The 18,207-nt window shown below is 59.6% G+C and carries 12 protein-coding genes and 3 pseudogenes; 8 read left to right on the top strand and 7 right to left on the bottom strand.

The annotated features are described in order from the left end of the window. Positions 1–1,034 precede the first annotated feature (1,034 nt). The 4 genes and pseudogenes from RPG13_RS32675 to RPG13_RS35055 form a co-directional block, all read right to left on the bottom strand. The gene (locus RPG13_RS32675) at positions 1,035–1,319 is read right to left on the bottom strand and encodes a thioesterase domain-containing protein (protein WP_337127093.1); all 285 of its coding nucleotides are present in this window, start codon (positions 1,317–1,319) and stop codon (positions 1,035–1,037) included. A gap of 82 nt (positions 1,320–1,401) precedes the next feature. After that, positions 1,402–2,931 carry a non-ribosomal peptide synthetase gene (locus RPG13_RS32680; RefSeq protein WP_337126944.1) on the bottom strand — a complete coding sequence of 510 codons (1,530 nt, stop codon included), beginning with the start codon at positions 2,929–2,931 and terminating at the stop codon, positions 1,402–1,404. 363 nt (positions 2,932–3,294) lie between these two features. Then, positions 3,295–5,550: a S46 family peptidase gene (locus RPG13_RS32685; protein WP_337126945.1), complete on the bottom strand. Its 2,256-nt coding sequence runs from the start codon at positions 5,548–5,550 to the stop codon at positions 3,295–3,297. Between the two features lie 303 nt (positions 5,551–5,853). Next, positions 5,854–6,443: pseudogene (locus RPG13_RS35055) on the bottom strand (ISL3 family transposase); the annotation flags it as partial. A gap of 250 nt (positions 6,444–6,693) precedes the next feature. On the opposite strand from RPG13_RS35055, the gene RPG13_RS32700 reads away from it, so the two are divergent. Continuing rightward, the gene (locus RPG13_RS32700) at positions 6,694–6,888 is read left to right on the top strand and encodes a hypothetical protein (protein WP_245485627.1); all 195 of its coding nucleotides are present in this window, start codon (positions 6,694–6,696) and stop codon (positions 6,886–6,888) included. 245 nt (positions 6,889–7,133) lie between these two features. On the opposite strand, the pseudogene RPG13_RS32705 reads toward RPG13_RS32700, so the two are convergent. After that, positions 7,134–8,962: pseudogene (locus RPG13_RS32705) on the bottom strand (potassium transporter Kup). A gap of 202 nt (positions 8,963–9,164) precedes the next feature. On the opposite strand from RPG13_RS32705, the pseudogene RPG13_RS32710 reads away from it, so the two are divergent. From RPG13_RS32710 to RPG13_RS32735, 7 genes and pseudogenes are all read left to right on the top strand, one after another. Beyond that, positions 9,165–9,648 (top strand): annotated as a pseudogene (locus RPG13_RS32710) (2OG-Fe(II) oxygenase family protein); the annotation flags it as partial. Between the two features lie 348 nt (positions 9,649–9,996). Further along, complete coding sequence (locus RPG13_RS35060; RefSeq protein WP_442921379.1) at positions 9,997–10,422, top strand: transporter substrate-binding domain-containing protein; 426 nt, start codon at positions 9,997–9,999, stop codon at positions 10,420–10,422. Continuing rightward, positions 10,364–11,050, top strand: coding sequence for an ABC transporter substrate-binding protein (locus RPG13_RS32715; RefSeq protein WP_442921380.1), 687 nt, complete (start codon positions 10,364–10,366; stop codon positions 11,048–11,050). The genes RPG13_RS35060 and RPG13_RS32715 overlap by 59 nt, the downstream gene beginning before the upstream one ends. Before the next feature lie 190 nt (positions 11,051–11,240). After that, positions 11,241–12,113 (top strand): McrC family protein, encoded by an 873-nt coding sequence (locus tag RPG13_RS32720; RefSeq protein ID WP_337126946.1) that lies wholly within the window; start codon positions 11,241–11,243, stop codon positions 12,111–12,113. Between the two features lie 433 nt (positions 12,114–12,546). Next, positions 12,547–12,732, top strand: a complete 186-nt coding sequence (locus RPG13_RS32725) for a hypothetical protein (protein ID WP_127211416.1) — start codon at positions 12,547–12,549, stop codon at positions 12,730–12,732. Positions 12,733–13,152: 420 nt separating this feature from the next. Continuing rightward, on the top strand, positions 13,153–14,304 hold the full coding sequence (locus RPG13_RS32730; protein ID WP_337126947.1) for a helix-turn-helix domain-containing protein: 1,152 nt from the start codon (positions 13,153–13,155) through the stop codon (positions 14,302–14,304). Positions 14,305–14,330: 26 nt separating this feature from the next. Next, positions 14,331–15,437, top strand: coding sequence for a Mu transposase C-terminal domain-containing protein (locus tag RPG13_RS32735; protein ID WP_337126948.1), 1,107 nt, complete (start codon positions 14,331–14,333; stop codon positions 15,435–15,437). 482 nt (positions 15,438–15,919) lie between these two features. Here the strand turns inward: RPG13_RS32735 and RPG13_RS32740 are convergent, their stop codons facing one another. After that, on the bottom strand, positions 15,920–16,954 hold the full coding sequence (locus tag RPG13_RS32740; protein WP_337126949.1) for an LLM class flavin-dependent oxidoreductase: 1,035 nt from the start codon (positions 16,952–16,954) through the stop codon (positions 15,920–15,922). A 112-nt stretch (positions 16,955–17,066) separates the two neighbouring features. Next, positions 17,067–18,182 (bottom strand): histidinol-phosphate transaminase, encoded by a 1,116-nt coding sequence (hisC, locus tag RPG13_RS32745; RefSeq protein WP_337126950.1) that lies wholly within the window; start codon positions 18,180–18,182, stop codon positions 17,067–17,069. Positions 18,183–18,207 lie beyond the last annotated feature (25 nt).

Raw genomic sequence — 18,207 nt, forward strand, 5'->3', positions numbered from 1 at the left:
TCGTTGACGAATCGCTCTACGTCAGTTCGCGGCATAGCTAGTTCCCGCCTTCCTCAATGTTGCCAACCTATCCGTCTCGCTCTCACAAGCGATCGGACGATGAGGTTGTTCACACGCAAGCGGCGTACCAACTCAAATGTCTGATTTTGTGCATTGTCTGACCACACGCATTGTCAAATTGTCGAGATTTTGGGTTCCGAACTCGACAATTGGCCCGCTGCAGAAGCAGGCAACCGCAAATTTTTCGCTCAGCCAGTGCTCTGCGGCTCTCCGACGCCACTCTCCTCTTTGGCCATTCGTGCCTTCTTGACGTTATGACCGTGGTCTGAGCGGCGGCCCGTCCTTAGTCTTTGCAGCTGTACGCAAACGGGGTTGCTTCTCTATTCGGCGTGTTGAAGTCAAGCGCTTTTCGAGCCTTCCGCTTCGGCCGGCGTTGCGCATCTTTCCGGAGACATCGAACGCACCGGCTTGGGTCAGACGGACCCGCGGCAAGAAGCGGTGGCAGAAAGATGGGCCTTTGCCGCGACGTGAACGATGGAACTGCCATGGGTGCTGCGGCAGAGCCGACATCACCCGATAGACGACGTTATCAGGATTGAATCTGCCCTTGTCGAACTATCCGATGGCGGGAAAAATCTCTTCTTTGGCGGCAGTCCCAACGAGGTAACTTCGGAAGCGTACAAGGTGGAGTCGTCAGCCGGTTCTATTGGACGGATGCCAACGAGGATGTTCTGTTGATCAATGGTGATAGTGGCCATCCTATCTGGTCCCTTTGAGCTTTTCGAATGAGAAGCTTCGTCCAATGCAGCTTGGTTTTGGAATTGCTCGACTCGGTCGTCAATCGGCAGCGGCGGCAGACCCATATGCTTCCCATCTTTGGATCACCGAGCCAGAACTCTCCGACATTTGGGGATTGTCGCGATCCGAGACTGAACTCGTCTGGGTGCCAGAACCTTCGGTGCAGTTCGCACTTTATCACGTTTGCAGGTAGCGTAACGTCGATGAGAGCGATGAACACACAGCGTCATCGAGACTCAGCAAGCGCTGGGCGATTGCGTAAGCCAGGATTCCGCCTGATGAGTATCCAGGAAGCGATATGGACCCTGCGGTTGAATTTCTTTGATCGCGAGGATGACCTGATCAGCTATCGCTTCAAGGGTCAGTGGACGAACTTCATCGAAAGACGGCCATGGTAAAGCGTAGACGGGACAGTCTATGTCCATTTCGTTCGCCAAACCGAGGGCATAGGAACAATCGCCCGAACCTGTGGGAACAAAGAAGAGCGGTGGCTGCGATCCGTTTGCTTGTACGGAAATCACGCCCGGACTACAGGGCTGTGGCTCCAAATGAATGTTCGATGCAAGTTCCTTCAGAACAGGGGCTTGGAAGAGGTCGGCGGCGTTAAAGTTCAACCCAAGATACAATGCTCGACTGAGCAACTGGCACCGCCAGGAGCGAATGGCCGCCCAGCTCGAAGAAGTTGTCGTGGCGTCCGACCCGCTCGACCCCGAGAAGCTCCGCCCAGATCTGCGCCAGCGCCGTCTCGACCGCGCCGCGCGGCGCCTCATAGGCCGTCCGCGCATAGGCGCCGGCCGGCGCCGGCAGTGCCTTGCGGTCGAGCTTGCCGTTCGGCGTCAGCGGCAGCGCCGCGAACTGCACGAACGCAGCCGGCACCATGTAGTCGGGCAGCCGCCCGCTCACATGCGCGCGCAAGGCGCCGGCAAGCCCGCCGCCATCCTCGTCGTCCGAGCCGGCCTCGGGCGCACACACCACATAGGCGACAAGGTGCTTGTCGCCGGCCCGGTCCTGGCGCGCCACCACCACCGCCTCACGCACCCAGGCGTGCTCGCAAAGCCGCGCCGCGATCTCGCCCGGCTCGATGCGGAAGCCGCGGATCTTCACCTGGTCGTCGTTGCGGCCCAGAAACTCAAGATTGCCGTCCGGCAGATAACGCGCCAGGTCGCCGGTCTTATACAGCCGATCGCCTTCCACAAAGGGACTGGCGATGAATCGCTCCGCCGTCAGCTCGGGCCGGTTCAGGTAGCCACGCGCAACGCCTGCCCCGCCAATGTAAAGCTCGCCCACCGCCCCGAACGGCACGGGCCCACCATGCCCGTCCAGCAGATACACCCGCGTGTTCGCAATCGGACGCCCGATCGGAACAACTGGCCCATCAAAATCATCGGGACAACTCCAAACCGTCGCGCAGACCGCTGCTTCGGTCGGGCCATAGGCGTTGACGATAGATGCCGAGGCTAGACTTCGGACGAGTTCAGCCTTCGGCAGTTCGCCAGCAAGAATGAGAACTTGCGATGCCAAACATCCGGGATCTCTGCTTGCCTGAAGCAAGGCTGGAGGTAACGTCGCATGGGTTATGGCTTCGCGTCGCAGGTAGTCCGATAGTTTGTTACTCGCCTGGCGGAACTCGTCCGCGGGCAAGTGCAATGCGGAGCCTGCGCCAAACGCCATGACAAGCTCCCAAGCACTTGCATCAAAACCGAAGGAGGCGAACTGCACGACACGGCTATTTGAACAGACGCCAAAAAGCCCGATCTGAGCCAACCCTAGATTGACGAGGCTGTGGTGCTCGACCATGACGCCCTTTGGCGTTCCGGAGGTGTAGATGACATAGGCGAGATGGCGCGCGGTGAGGCCAAGCGCGCGCGGCTCGGGATCCGAAGCGGACAGTTCGGCCCAGGCTGGTGTCGCCGTCTCCAGATCGACCACGCTCACATCGACAAGGGCCTCGGGGCCGAGCGCGGCGCGGCCGGCCACATCGGCCAGCAGCAGCCGCGGCGCGGCATCGCCGAGAACCTGCCGCAGCCGCGCGCAGGGATAGGCCGGGTCCAGCGGCAGATAGGCGCCGCCCGCCTTGAGAATCGCCAAAAGCCAGACCACCATCGCCGGGCTGCGCTCGACGCAGATCGCCACCGGCTGGTCCGGCCTCACCCCGAGCGCGGCGCCGGCGCCGCAACGCCGCTGCAGCGTTGCACCAGCGCCAGCGCCAGCGAGGCATGCTCGTGCGCCAGCAGCTCGGAAAGGTCCGGTGATGCTCGATCAAGTCAGGGCAACGGCGAGCTGCTTTCGGCCGAGCCCGCCATTATGGTCGTCGGCCCGCCGCTGGGGGCAAAGGATGAGCCAGGCACCCATTTCCTTCTCCCTTTTCTCGGGGAGTGAAATCCGGTTCGGTGTGGAAAGGGAATTTTTCTAAAGGCCGGCGGAGCTGTTTTCGCGGGCGTTGCGAAGCACGTGCCGGTTCAGTCGGCCGATCCGCCGGATCGTGGACTACCCCGCTCATGAGCGCGACGCCGGCAGCATTCCCATCTCCTGGAGCAACCAGCCAGCGCCGTCAATCTTGTCCATGGTCCAAAGCATGAAGCGACTGTCGACATGGATGGTTCGACTGCGGTCTGCGGCATATGCCCAATCGGAGATCACTCCATCGAGCGTGCCATCGAAGGCGAGACCGACGAACTCGCCGCGCCCATTCAGCGTTGCCGAGCCGCTATTGCCGTTGGTAATGTCGACCGTGGACATGAAGTCGACCGGCAAAGTGCCCAGCTCCGGCGCGACAAAGGGGCCATAATCCTTGGCCCGGATCGCGGCGACGGCGGCGGCCGGCGCATCGAACTCGCCCTTGCCAGTGTGCTTGGCCAGAAGTCCCTCGGCCGTGGTGAATGGCGTCCAGATCTGCCCGTCGCGCGTTCGTCCCGACACCTTGCCCCAGGTGATGCGCAGCGATCCATTCGCGTCGGGATACACCGGCCGGCCGATCGCCTGCCGGTAGGCGCGCAGGCCCTGCATATAGGTCGCGCGCGCCGCCTGCGCTCGGCCAGCGCGGTCCTTCGCCGCGCGCTCCGCAGCTATGTCGCCGGGATAGAGCGCGACCGCCAGCTTGATGAAAGGATCGTCCGACGCCTCGAAGGCAGCAGCCGGCTTGTCGAGCCAGCCGAGCCGCGTGGCCGTGTCGGCGAGTTTGGTTTCTGCATAAAGTCGGTCAAGGCCGATTTGGTCCAGAGCGGTTTCGAACGCAGTATCGCGGTCCTTTGCGTCCAGCCTGCGATATACATCGAGCGCGGCCTCGAATAGCTTGCGATCGATGTCGGGCAGGTAACCGCGTTCGATCTGCGTCAGTTGATCCACGGTCTGGTTACGGTCACGATCCTGAAAGCCTTGTTCGCGGTCTTCATCGAGCTTCTCGTGCTCCTTGGCCCAGCGATACAGAGTGCGCGCGGATGAGAGCATTTGCGCGCGGTTCAGCAGCGCCTGGCGCAGCCCCTTGAGCGAGGCCCGGCTATTCTCGGCCACCATGGTGCCCAGTTCGCCGATCGCAGCGCCATAGCGCGCCTGCCGCGCGGGATCGTCGGCGACCCAGTCGCGATAAGCTTTCTCCTCGATAGCCTTGCGCGCGTCGAGCCCGATCGCATTGGCCCCGGCGAGATCGCCCGCCAGCTTCTTCTTGTAATTTTCCACGCCTTGCAGGATGGAGGCGTAGCGGATCTGCGCTTCTCGATTGCCTGCCGTGGCTTGGTTTATCTGGGCCGCTTGATCCGACAGCAAATGCTGCAACAGCGGTTCGTAGTGCGCGAAGTTGAACCGGACTTCATCCGCGGTGAGGAACCGATTGGTTGCCCCGGGAAAGCCGGCGACCATCACGAAATCGCCTTCTTGCACGCCTTTAGAGGCGATGCGCAGCCAGTTCTTCGGCCGGTAGGGCACGTTGTCGCGCGCATAAGGCCGGGATGAACCATCAGGGGCGACATAGGCGCGATAAAAGCCAAAGTCGCCTGTGTGGCGCGGCCACATCCAATTGTCCGTTTCGCCGCCGAAGTTACCTATGCCGAGCCCGGGCGCATAGACGAGGCGCACGTCCTGAATTTCGAGCTTCTGCTGGAGATAGTAGGAGGCGCCGCCATAATAGGACCCTACGCCGCAGCGGCGATTGGGCTGTTCTTCACATGCGGCGATCAGCGCCTTGCGGTTCGTGTCGAGCCGCTCATAGCGGGCAAAGCCGTTCAGCTTGTCCGATACGCCCTTGAGCATGTCGGCGGTCACATCCCGCATATCCTCGATCACATAGATGCGGCTGCCGGGCACCGCGGGCAATTCCTCACCCAGGCTCTTCGCCAGAAAGCCGTTGGTGAGATAGTCTTGACTCTCCTTGCTGTTGTACTGGATGGATTCCAGCACGCAGTGATGATTGGTCGCGACCAATCCTTGCGGGCTGACGAAGGAGGCGGAGCATCCGCCCAGTGATACGATCGCGTTAAGCGGGGCAGCGTCCAGTCGGCTCAGCTGCGCGGGATCGATCTGGAGCCCATCCGCGCGCATGGCCGCGCCCACTTCCTCAGTCTGGCCCGGCATCCACATACCTTCGTGCGCCGACGTAGCGGTGACCGTCCAGAGCAAGCTCATAGCGGTTGCTTGAGCCAAACGATTCACATTCGAGTTCATGCTGATCTCGTTCCCATTCTGTTTATTGTTCTCCGCTGATCTGGATCGATGAGCTATCGGCTGACCGGCGTCCGCAAGCGCCTGCGCGGCAGCCACTGGGTGAAGACTGAGTGGACGGTCAACACAAAAATCTGAATGACGCTCCCCTCACATTGTATCGGTGCAACGTTTGCGGATCATCCGTTGCACTAATCGTGCCAAAGGAATAAAGCTTTCAATCGCCTGCGTGGTAAGCTGCCTTGCGTGTCCGACCTCCGACATTTGGTTGTAGACCCGACACTCTCGTCCTCGCTCGGGACGAAGCCCACTGCCGAACAGCCGTCCCCTGGCCATTAGTTGGGTTCTTCCGCAATTTGTGTGGCGCGGTGGCAGTCTCAGCAGCTCGGGGCCTGCCCTGCCCTACATTGCGCGCTTGAGGGTCTTGAGGCGGTTGATCGACCTTCGGCCTGTCCATTGCTCCAGGGCAGCTCGATGGCGCCGATGACGTTCCTTCGATAGCGATCAGCTTGGGACCCGTTCGAGATCTGGATACCGGCCACGCGATTTCGCCAGTTGTTGCCGCGGCGCTGTGCATAAAGCCAAGAGGCCTGCTGACGCCTATTCCGATCATGCGATTCGCCCGTGTTTTGCGCAGAGACATCGATGCCGTCAACAACGCGCACTCTTTCGGCCCGCCGCCAAGCTCCCAGCAGTCGCTCCAGATTGGAGAAGCTGCCGGTGTAGCCGAGTTGCTGGACGTCATGAAAAGATGCCGTCCGCAGCGGTTCCTTCCTTCCAGCATTGGGCAAGGAACGTTTCAAAGCACGATGGTGATGTGGGGTTCAATGCTGCTCGCCGCCTATCTGGCGGGCCTTGAACTTGAGCCACTTCGCTACGCTGCGACGCTCATACCGGTCCTGTCGGGCGACCTCGCTGTAGGATAGACCCTCCTGGCGTAAGGCGTAGAGCATCTCGAATATATCTTGGCGAGACTGCCTATGCGCGAGACGGGGAAGCAGGGCTATCATGGGAAGATCACAACTCAGTTGATCGGATCTGTAAAATTGACGGTTTTCGGCTTGAGCACGAGAGCAGCGCCACCGGCCGTCTTCCCGAAGAGCCTCTTTGTCTTCCTAATTGGCGGATGTTAAATTTAGAGGGGTTCGGCTTGCGCGGAAATTAGGGTCCCAGTGAGATACCAGGCTCCTTGTAGGAGTGCTTGCAGGAAGACCGATGCGGGGGCGTGGATGGATCAAGGCGTTGCGTCAGGACGAGGCGCGGCAGGTGCGTGCGCGCATTGCCGAACTGGAACGCGACCTCATGGCGACCACACCTATGGGGCGCCATCGACGTTTCGAAGCCGGACATGAACTTCGAAATGCGAAGTTCCGCCTGGAGCGTCTCGAGGAATGCATCGCAGAAATGCCAAGAAATGTTGCGGCTCGGTCAGACTGACGCGTCGGAGGAAAATCAGCGACCGAGTTGTTGAAGGATGGAGAAGGGCTACCATGCTTGGCGCATGTCGCTTCCAGGAGAAATGGGGAACCGGAATGATCGCAAGCATAAAGGGACGGCTTTGGGGCCGGAAGCTTCGGGCCTGGAACCAGACCCCAGTTGGGCGCAAGCATCGTGGCCTCTGCCCGGTCAGGCATTCACCGGCTCGGGAAATGCCAATTGATTCTGCTCAACCGCGGCATGCCCTAGATAGCCACCTGCGTTCCGATCTCGACGACGCGTCCGGTCGGGATCTGGAAATACTCGGTCGCATCGGCTGCCGTGCGCGCCAACCCGATGAACAGCTTGTCCTGCCACACCGGCATGCCGGAATTGGGCGACGCCTTGAGCGAGCGCCGCGACAGGAAGAAAGAGGTCGTCATGATGTCGAACTTCCAGCCCTGCTTGCGGCAGATCGCCAGCGCACGCGGAATGTTGGGCTGTTCCATGTAGCCGAAGGTCAGCGTCACCCGCATGAACAGCTCATTGATCGTTTCCATATTGACGCGGTCACTGTCGGGCACGACGGGCTGCTGCGCCGTCACCACCGAGAGGATGACATTCTGTTCATGCAGCACCTTGTAGTGCTTCAGGCTGTGCATCAACGCGGTCGGCGCGCTGGCGGGATCGCTGGTCAGGAACACGGCCGTACCGGACATCAGCTGCGGTTTCCTCTTCAACAGATTGCCTGCAAGGAAATCCAGCGGGATCTCGTTCCGGCGCGTCTTTTCGAACAAATAGCGGCTGCCGCGGATCCAGGTCCACATCGCCAGCACGATGGTGAAGGCCACCGCTAGCGAAGCCCAGCCACCTTCGAATACTTTGACGATGTTCGAGGCAAAGAAGCCGACATCGATAAACGCGAATACCACCGTCAGGGAGATGGCCAGCCAGAGCTGCCATTTCCAGATGCGGCTCATGATCACATAGAGCAGCACCGTCGTCACCAGCATGTTGCCGGTCACCGAAATGCCGTACGCCGAGGCAAGCTTGCTGGATTCGCCAAAGCCGACCACCAGCAGCATCACCACCAGCGCCAGCAGCATGTTGACGCGCGGCATGTAGATCTGGCCGGACTGTCTTTCCGACGTATGCAGGATTTCCAGGCGCGGCAGCATGTTGAGCTGCACTGCTTGCCTGGTTAGCGAGAAAGCGCCGGAGATCACCGACCGACCACTCCGTTTTTCGCCAGCACGAATGCGCCCTGCCCGGCATTATTGAGCAACAGGCAAGGGAACACGATTGCCAGCCAGGCGAGCACGATCGGCTTACGGCCGAAATGGCCGAGATCGGCATAGAGCGCCTCGGCGCCGGTGACGGCGAGGAAGATGGCGCCGATCGTTACGAAGGCGACGTCTGGTGAATTGATCATGAACGCGACGGTGTAATGCGGGCTGACTGCCAGCAGGATCTCCGGGTCGGCGATGATGTGGTTGAGACCGGAAAGGCCGATGGCCAGGAACCAGACCGCCGTGATCGGGCCGAAGATCAGGGCGACGCCGCCGGTTCCAAACCTCTGTGCCGAAAACAGGATCGCCAGGATGGCGAGCGTCAACGGCACCACATAGGGCTGGAAGGTCGGCGTGACGACCTTCATGCCTTCGACGCCGACAGCACCGATATCGCCGGCGTGATGACGGCGTCACCGAAAAAGAGGGAGGCGCCGACGATGCCGATGCCGAGGATCACCGCCGAGCGGGTCGGGAAACTGTTGCGCGCCAGTGCCATCAGCGACAGCACCCCGCCCTCGCCGCGATTATCGGCCCTGAGCACGAATATATTTGATGGTGACGATGATCGTCAGCGACCAGATGATCAGCGACTGCACGCCGAGGATGTCGCCACGGTTGGCGACTTCGCCCCCCGACGATGCCACCAATGCCTCGCGGAATGCGTAGATCGGGCTGGTGCCGATGTCGCCATAGACCACGCCAAGCGCGCCCAGCATCAGAACCTTGGTGCTGTGCTGTTCGACCTCAGAATGACTCGATTGTTCGACGGGTTCTGCCTCACTACCACTGTTGGTAAGGGCCATGGACAACACTCCGATAAGCGCGCGGTGCCCTACGCTTGCTGCGCTGCAATATCAAGTGCCGTCACGTAATGGCTGCGGGCATCGCCTGTCGTTGCTCGCCTTGGCAGACTCGCCAGCCCCGAAGGCCTACCGACGAGCGATAGCGCACCGGCAGAACCCTCAAGCGCCCAGATCAATGAATGGTTCTCGGCCACAGTGCCCCCGCGATGCGACCGATGGCGACCAGGGTGTCGGGGCGCACAAGGATGACGGTTTCCTGACGCCATTGCTCCAGGATGACAACAAGGGGCTGCAGGTCGACTATGATGGAAGGTGGGTGGATGTGGGTCCGATAGCTCGGAACGCTCCTCGTCAACATCGGCGAATTGGTCGAACTGCCTGGAACGGCTATTTGCACGCGACCGTGCATCGCCGCCCACCGGCGTCGAGGTATTTCGATGCCGATCTTCTTCAGCGCCAGGCTCGATGCGACGATCCCCTTGCTTGGAATTGGCGGCGCAAGTGCGCGGGCTGGCCAGCGATCCGGACAACCCGCTGCTCCGCGATGTCGGAACCAATGTGCTCGCCGAGTGCGTTCACATCCTGACGTCGCCCGGCGCCATCACGCGGACCTGAAAGCCGGCCCGGCTGAGGTGCCCAGTTTAAAAGACGAATTTTTTTCATTGGAGCCATTCTTTGGAATTTGATGTGTCGCTGGGACTGCGAGATGGGCTCAAAAAGGTAAAGTCGTTCAGCGTTCTCCTCCCAAGCCACTGAACGGTGTCTCTATGAAGGTGTGAACCTTCTTCTGGCCGGGCCGCATTCGAGCCCGGCCAATTTTTTGCCGGCAGGTCTCTTGCCGGTCGCGACGGGCATCCATCGCTCCCAGAAACCACCAGGAAACGGGCTGGACCGCATTCGCCGCGATGCGCCCTTTTGGGAGCAATCTGCTTTCCCAGCGGCCAAAAAATGGATTGCCATTCCTTAGCCTCCAAAAATTATAGAATTAACTTTGCGGCAGTCGGGCAGAGCGGGGGAAGTTCCGCCAGCGGCTGATGACAAAAATCGCACGAGTGCCTGACATGACAATGACAACCCGGTCCGGTGCCGGTTGGAGGACGGCACTGGCAACAACGCTCATGGTGGCCGTGGGACTGTTCTCGACATCCACCTACGCCGGCCCGACCCTCGACAGGATCAAGGCTCGTGGCACGATCAAGGTTGGCGTGGGCACGATACCCGGCTTCTTCTCACCGGACAGCAACGGTCGCTGGCAAGGCTTCTTCGCCGACTATGGTCGCGCCCTGGCGATCACCGTTTTTGGCGATCCGGAGAAGGTGGAGTTCACCAACTCCTCGCCGCAGCAACGCCTGCCGGTGCTGCAATCCGGTGAGTTCGACATTCTGCTTTCCGGCGTGACGGGTGACGATCACGCGCGCCTTCCAGCTCGGCTTCCATTTCGGCCCGCCCGTTTTCTATGATGGCCAGGGCAGGCTTGTTCGCAAGGACCTCGGCGTGACCAAGGCAGCCGACCTCGATGGCGCGACGATCGGCGTGCAGAGCGGCACGACCGGCGAGTTGAACTTCGCCGATCTCTTCCGCAAGACCGGCAAGAAGTTCACGCCGGTGACGATCGAGGACACCGGCCAGTTCATCAACGCGCTGGAGACCGGTCGCGTCGACGCGATCACGCAGGACTCGTCCGATCTTGTCGGCAAGCGGACTCAGCTAAAGAAGCCCGACGATTACATCATCTTACCGGAGCGGCTGTCGAAGGAGCCGCTGACGCCGGCGGCGACGATCGCTGGCTGGAGATCGTCAACTGGACGGTCAACGCAACCATCCAGGCCGAGGAATGGCATCACCAGCAAGAATGTCGACGATTTCCTGGAATCGCCGGACCCAGCCATACAGCGCTTCCTCGGCGTTGATCCATCGCTGGCGCACGCAATCGGCCTCAATCCAACATGGGCCTACAACATCATCAAGACCGTCGGCAATCTGAGGCCGCTCGGCTGGGAGCGGGGTTACAACAGCCTGTGGACCAACGGGCGGTCTGCTATATTCGCCGCCGTTCCGCTAACAAGCTCGTTCTACCAATGGCATTGACGCTCGAACCTGTGCCGGGTCGCTACGGCGAGGCGGCCGATGAAATCCCACACTAGCGGCCGATCGTATCGCTGCGATTGCGGCGGCGTCGCCGCTCGCAGGCCGGGGCGGCGGCGGTGTCCTTGAGCATGGACGCAAGCAGCTTCGTGCGAGAGGGGTCGTCGGCGTGATTGCTGCCGAAGGCTGTGCGATGGAAATCTTGCCCAAGATCGACTTTCCAGGCGAGGATGGGGCCGAGATGACCGGCAGCATCCGCCGTCGTCTCGTCCACATGCTCGCCGTCGCACTAGACCTGAAGATCGATGCGGGCCAGGTCACGACGCTAGACTGGCAGCGAGAGACGCTGCTCGAAATATTGATCGGGTTGTTTTCCGAGAAGTTGGTCGATTCTGTCCGGCAGGGTATGCCGCGGCGCTATGTCGAACACGCCAATGACCTGCCCTTGCTGCGCGGACAGCTCGACGTGATGCGGCAGTTCACGATCCTCGCCGCCAAACCATCGCGGCTGGCTTGTCGCTATGACTCCCTGACCGCCGATACTGCCCTCAACCGGATCATGAAGGCTGCTGTTGCCCGGCTCGTTCGCATCCCACGGACCGCCGACAACCAGCGCCGACTGCGCGAGTTGGCATTCGCCTATGCCGATATCGCGGATGTGCCTAGGTCGGTCCTACGCTGGGACGAGGTTGTGCCTGATAGGACCAATGGCCGCTGGCGCGAGTTGCTCAATCTCGCTCGCCTCCTGCTTGGTGAGCGGTTCCAGACGACCTCTGCCGGTTGCAGCGACGGCTTCTCTCTGCTGTTCGAGATGAACACCCTGTTCGAGGAATATGTCGCTCGAATGTTGAAGCGTGTGCTGGTGGATACAGATCTCCGTGTCGTCAGCCAAGGTGGACGGCTCTACTGCCTCGAAACCGAAGATCGACGTGCCCTGTTCCAGACGCGGCTGGACATCCTGGTCAAGCGCGGCGACGAGGTCGTGCAGATTATCGACACGAAATGGAAGCGGATCGCCGCCCGTATGGAGGATGCCAAGCAAGGCGTGTCGCAGGGTGACGTGTAGCAAATGATGGCGTATGGCCAGCTTTACAAATGTGATCGGCTCCACTCCTCTACCCTCATCACGTCGCTGATAAAAACAGCGGAGGAGTGCACACAGTGCACCAAGTCACCGGAGCTGCAATTGGCTGCAAACCGTTACAATCGACATTGGTTGAAGCGAAATGTTCAGCAAGCGGCTGAGGGCAATTACCGGCTTCCAGCGGGAACGCTTGACGGCTATCGGCGTGACAGTCGGCCGGATTGAACCCATTGTCGCCCACCCTAGTACTCAGACGCGGCAAGCCTTGGCCCAGGCGCCTGAAGTGAGCATTGCGCAAGGAAGACGGGAAGAGGTCGCGTAATCCTGTGTGGTCGGGCGACAATCATTTGGGAAGGGCCTATTGCCGATCCGTACCGTTGCATGCACTTCTTTGTATTGCCGGTTTTGGGACAAAATGGAAGACATCATTGCTCGCATTCGCCGTACATCCAAGCTTGGTAGGCTCGGAGAAATCCTTGCTGCGGAAGCGCTTGCCCTAAATGGTTTTTCAGGAATCCGTGATTTGAACGGCGACATACACAACCACCCGTTCGCGACCTTCTTGCTGAAAAGTCAGGCAAACGTTACTTCATCGGGGTGAAGACGCGAAACGAGGACAGAGACGTTAGGGGATTGAATGAGTCCTACAATTGCGTGCTCGTGCCTGATCCCGTGAACAAAAGGCTGAAGCTGGGTGGCGCGAGTGTCGACCAGATAACAGCAATGGCTCTTCGCCAGGTCCATGCCCTCGCAGCGTGTTTAATCCCAGCTTGGGTCACGTTGCCGATGCGCCCGGTGCAGGGAACATACGCAGCCTATTTTGGGCTGTTGACTGCGTTGGGTAACAAACGTTCGATACCTGTCACTTGGCACTTAGTTATGAGAATGCCATACAAACGATTCCAAATGCTTAGGCCGGCACCTAATTTGATAATTAGCAGTTAATTTGATAATCGCTCTTGGCGCTTACCACTTAATGTGAGAATAGGGCTCTTGGAGTTTTTTTCACTGGTGAGCCTCCATGAGCGACCCATTTCCCGACGAAATTGATGAGGCGCTTTGGGATGAAGCGTGCCGGCGTGCGGATGCGATCCGCGGCTTTCTAAGGCGCCACTCCGGCCGCACTACGGCCGGAAATGTTGCCGGGCTAGCGGCCGAGCTCGGCCTTAGCCAAGCTACAGCTTACCGCCTGGTCAAGCTGTTCCGCGCCGGCGGAACCGTCCTGTCGCTTGTGGACCGCAAACGCGGGCGGCCGGAGGGTTACCGCACACTGGATGAGAAGCGTGAGGAAATCGTCCGGAGGACCATAAACGCGTTCTACCTGAAGCGGACCCGACCGACGGTCTCGCAGCTGGTCCGGGACGTGCAGACGAACTGCATGTCGGCGGGACTGAAGCCGCCGCATCGCAGAACGATCGTCGCTCGCCTTGAGGACATAGACCTCCAGAAGCGTGCCAGGCGACGCGGCGAACAGAAGATCGTGAAGGCGACAACGGCCGTTCCCGGAGCGTTCGGTGCCTCCCGCCCCCTCGAGGTGGTCCAGATCGACCATACCAAAGCCGATGTATTCGTTGTTGACGAGGAGACCCGGCAGCCGATCGGCCGGCCGTGGCTGACCTTGGCGATGGACATCTGCAGTCGGATGGTCACCGGGTTCTATCTCACCATGGACGCCCCGTCGCGGTTGTCGACCAGCCTGTGCCTCTTGCATTCCGTCTTCGACAAGTCGGTATGGTTGAGAGAACGCGAGATCAGGGAGCCGTGGCCCGTAGCTGGCCTGCCGACCACGGTACATGTCGACAACGGATCCGACTTCCGAAGTCGAGCATTCAAGAGAGGTTGTGTGGATGCCGGTATGGCAATCGAATGGCGGCCGCCGGGCGAGCCGCGCTTCGGCGGTCACATCGAGCGTCTGATCGGCACGCAGATGGGAAAGCTGCACCTGCTGCCCGGGACAACATTCAGCAACGAACAGGAGCTCGGCGAATACAACTCCAAGCGGTACGCAGCGCTGACTTTGAGGGACTCGAGCGCTACATCGCCCTCGATATCGTCGGCTCCTACCATCAGTCGATCCACAGCTCCCTGGGCCGCCCGCCGATTGCGGTCTGGCGGGAGCACGAGGGCGAGATCCCGCTTCGACTGCCACAGGATCGGCTCCGCTTCTGGCTGACCTTCCTGCCTGAGCAGGAGCGCACCTTGCGGCCGACCGGGATTCATCTGTTCGGCCTGCGCTACTGGTCGGCGGCGCTCAGCGCCGACGTCGGACGTTCTGACCGCCGCCTGCTTGTGAAGTACGATCCGCGCGACCTAGCGCGCATCTTCGTTCGACGGCCATCAGGGAACTTTGTGGAAGCCCGTTATGCCGACGTCACCCTGCCCTCGATAACCCTGCACGAGGCGTTGACCGCCCGACGCACCCTGCTGGCGAAAGGCCGCCGTGAAGTCGACACCCGCGCCATCGTCCGCACCGCGATGGCGCAGCGAGAACTGGTCGACGCGGCGACCAGAAAGACAGCGAGGTTGTCACCTGTCGCGGACGAGTCATCCTGGATCGGCCGGCATGCCGCCTTTTACTCGGTTCCACCGCTGGTCATGCTTCAGCTTGCCTGCCGGAGGCCTCCGCGTTGCGCGGCCGATCTCCATCTGAGCAGTGATCAGGAGATCCGCCTGGCCAAGATGTTCGCCACCGAGCCGGCCGCAGTGCGCCGAATGACCTTCGCAAATGTCGCGCAACCATCGCGTCGGTTCATCGCCACGCGGCCAACGCAAGTCTGCACCAGCTGCAGCCCGGGGCATACGGAGCCGGAGCCGATCCTGCGAAGCCAGCTTCTGGGGTGGCGCATTACGTGCCCTTTGTGCGGAGACCCCTCCGGGATGCCGGCGGTCGCGAACTCGCCTTTCCGGCAATATCGGACTGCCGCTCTTCGTGACGAAAAGCTGCTCGACGATGAAGTCGAACGTGGTATCGGAACCTGGACATCGCCAGCCGAAATTGCCCGGCTTCTCCTGATGCGACGCATTCCAAGACCTATACCACGCGAGAGCGACCTTTGGCGCTTCCGGGTGCTCGGCGCAATCATCCCCGATCTCGACCGTGTCGTCGGCGCGCAACAGGAGAACCTGCCCACGCCTGCAAAGCCGATCCTGCCGCTTCACATGCGGCCCGCTCTGCTGGCGGGAATCGCCATCGTCGAGCGTGCCGGACCGGAGATGCTCCGAATGCTGCGTGGGCACATGATAGGTGACAACTGGGTGAGATTCACCGACGCCGCCGAGAACATTATAGCCCGAGCGCGCAGGTAGAGAGCCTCTTCTCAAATGCAGTTAATTTGAGAATCAGAAGCCCAAGATTCTCACGATTAAATGCCAATCCTGAACCAAACCGGCGCATTCTTACAATTAAGTGCCAAGCGACAAATGGCCAAGTCCTTGAGACCGGCACTCACGACCAAGATGGCGCTGGGTGGGCTTTATCCCGAACTATACAATCTCAACTACGCCTCCTTCGACGTGTGCCTGAAGAAGCCCTCGAGACGATCCTCAATGCCGGCTCGCAGACGTGATGTCTGGCGAACGCTTCGAGAAGCGTGGATAGCCGCGCAACCTGAGGGAATATGATCGTGACAAGCTGTTGCGCAATTGGCCAGTGGTCATGCGGATTTAGATTAGACTGGCTCGGCGCCGGCGCAGTCTGCTCATATGCCAAGGCATATACGTTAATCCCCCGCAACCGTTTCGGAATGAGGAGCAGTGCTGCCGCTCCTCCTCCAATCACGCAACGGATTTCACGATGCGCCAACTCGAGCCATGATTTCGGATCGAATGGTCGATGCGGTGTATAGCGACGCATCCAGCGGCAAATCCCCAAATGCCAGTTGACACAGAAGATAATTAGCACCTGCCTCTTCCAGCTGATCAAGGAGAGCTTGTCGGACAGAAGCTGCCGTTCCCACGACGCACAATTCACTTTCAATTGCTGCATCGAAGTCCAGCGGCAAGTTTGGTGGGGTGGGAATGGCATTAAGTTCGTATAGAAATTTGAAGCTCTTGAGCCATCGTCCATAGGCAGGTGCTGCGAGCAAATACGCATCTGTTTCAGAACGCTCTATCACCACCATTCGGAGCAATCCAAGAAATGGCGCTTGGTGGCCAACGTCAGCATCGTGCATTCGAGCGGCGCGGAATGCGTCGGTAACGCTGCGAACAGAAGTGCAAGGTCCAACGCAGGCGATGTTTGCCCCATTCGCGGCGGCCCAGCTAGCCGGCTCGGGTCGATTGGTGGCGATCCATGTCGGCGGATGGGGATATTGGTGAGGTCTCAACGTCAACGGAACGTCCTTCAACTCAAAGTGGCGGCCCTGATAAGAAAGCGTCCCGCCTTTCATCGCACTCATGAGAATCTCGCTGGCCTCCGCATACTGTCCTGGTGCTGCTTCTACAGCAACCCCGAAGTATCCCAATTCAGTCGGGGCAGAGCCGCGCCCTATGCCGAGTTCGAGCCTGCCGCCGCTCAATTGATCAAGCATGCAGATCTCCTCGAACGCACGCAGCGGATGATAGAGCGCAAGCAGCATTACCATGGGACCAACACGAAGACGGCGGGTTCGCTGGGCGACGCTTGCTAAGAACAAATTCGGTGATGGACCTCTGCCATGCGGCGTACAGTGGTGCTCTGCGAGATGATACGCATAAAAGCCATAGCCATCGCACGCCTCTGCTAGGGTCAGCCGATCTGCATATTGTTGGGCGATATCATCGCAGTTTTCGTCCAGATGATCGAAGATGCCGAAGGTCAAGCTCGAAGGGAAAATTTTCTTCATTAATTCTTCTCCAAATTAGACATAATCTAACCTACTCGTGGGAACACTAGCACTCATAACACATCGACACGTATTACATTATGCACCGCCCATGCAAAGCGAATTCAGACCTTCATGCTTCTGCACACCGCGATTTCCTCCTAAAGCTCACGGAGATGTGTTTGGCGGCAGCAAGGAATTTATCCATCTGCTCTTTGGTGCCAATGCTGACGCGAATGCAGTTCTTCAAATATCTGTCAGGAAAGCTGGCGATAAGTATCTTCTGCTCTTTCAACGCTGCTTGCCAGCATGGGCCCTCCTGTCCCGCCGGCACACGGGCCAGCAAAAAGTTTGCGTGGGAGGGTGTTACGGAAAAGCCAAGTTGCAACAGCGCCAGGGTCACTCGCTGTCGTTCATGCTTGATGTGCTTGTGGTTTTCTTCGTAGGCGTGGCGATGCGCAAGGATGCTTTTCCCGACCGCCTGCCCGATCACGTTCATGTTGAAGACGTTCTGGATGTTGCGCAGCCTGCCAATGATTTCTGGATGACCGAAACCGAAGCCGACTCGCACGCCAGCGGCAGCATAGCTCTTCGAAAAAGTCCTCAAGATCAAAAGATTCGGATGTTTATTGACGAGGCGCAGGGCATGGTCGGGTGCAAAGTCGACGTAGGCCTCGTCCAAGACGATCAAGCGATCTGCTAGCTCCACAAGGCGTTCGATTTCGGCCACCGGCACGAATGTTCCGGTCGGATTATTCGGATTAGCCAACAGAATGAACTTCGCGTCTTTTGCGGGGCCGAACAGCAGTTTTTCTATCGGCAAGGAATGAGCTTCGCTCGATGCGATTTCGAGAAACTCAGCACCCTGCAGCATGGCAAGTTTTCGGTTGAACGAGAATCCGGGTGACAGCATCGCCACTCTATCTCCTGGGGCGAGGAACGCTCTGTAGATGAGTCCGAGAAGTTCCGACGAACCGTTGCCGGCAATCACCTGATCTTTGGAAAGTCCGTAAGCGTTGGAGGCAGCTTCCCTTAAGCTGAGGTTGTCGTCTTCCGGATAAAGATACTGGTGTTCGATCGCAGCAATCGCACTTTGCATTACGCTCTTCGGCAACGGAAACGGGTTCTCGTTCGTATTTAGCTTAACGCAATTTGCATCCGTCACTGGTCCGTTGGACGAGAGAGCATCTAACTGTCTGGCCACCTGCGAAAAAAGCGAAAGCACGGTTTTCAGTTTTGCATCGCACATATTCTTCTCCGTTTTTCAGTTCCGC

Source organism: Mesorhizobium sp. ISC15, from assembly GCF_037162615.1.
GTDB classification, from domain to species: Bacteria; Pseudomonadota; Alphaproteobacteria; order Rhizobiales; family Rhizobiaceae; genus Mesorhizobium; species Mesorhizobium mediterraneum.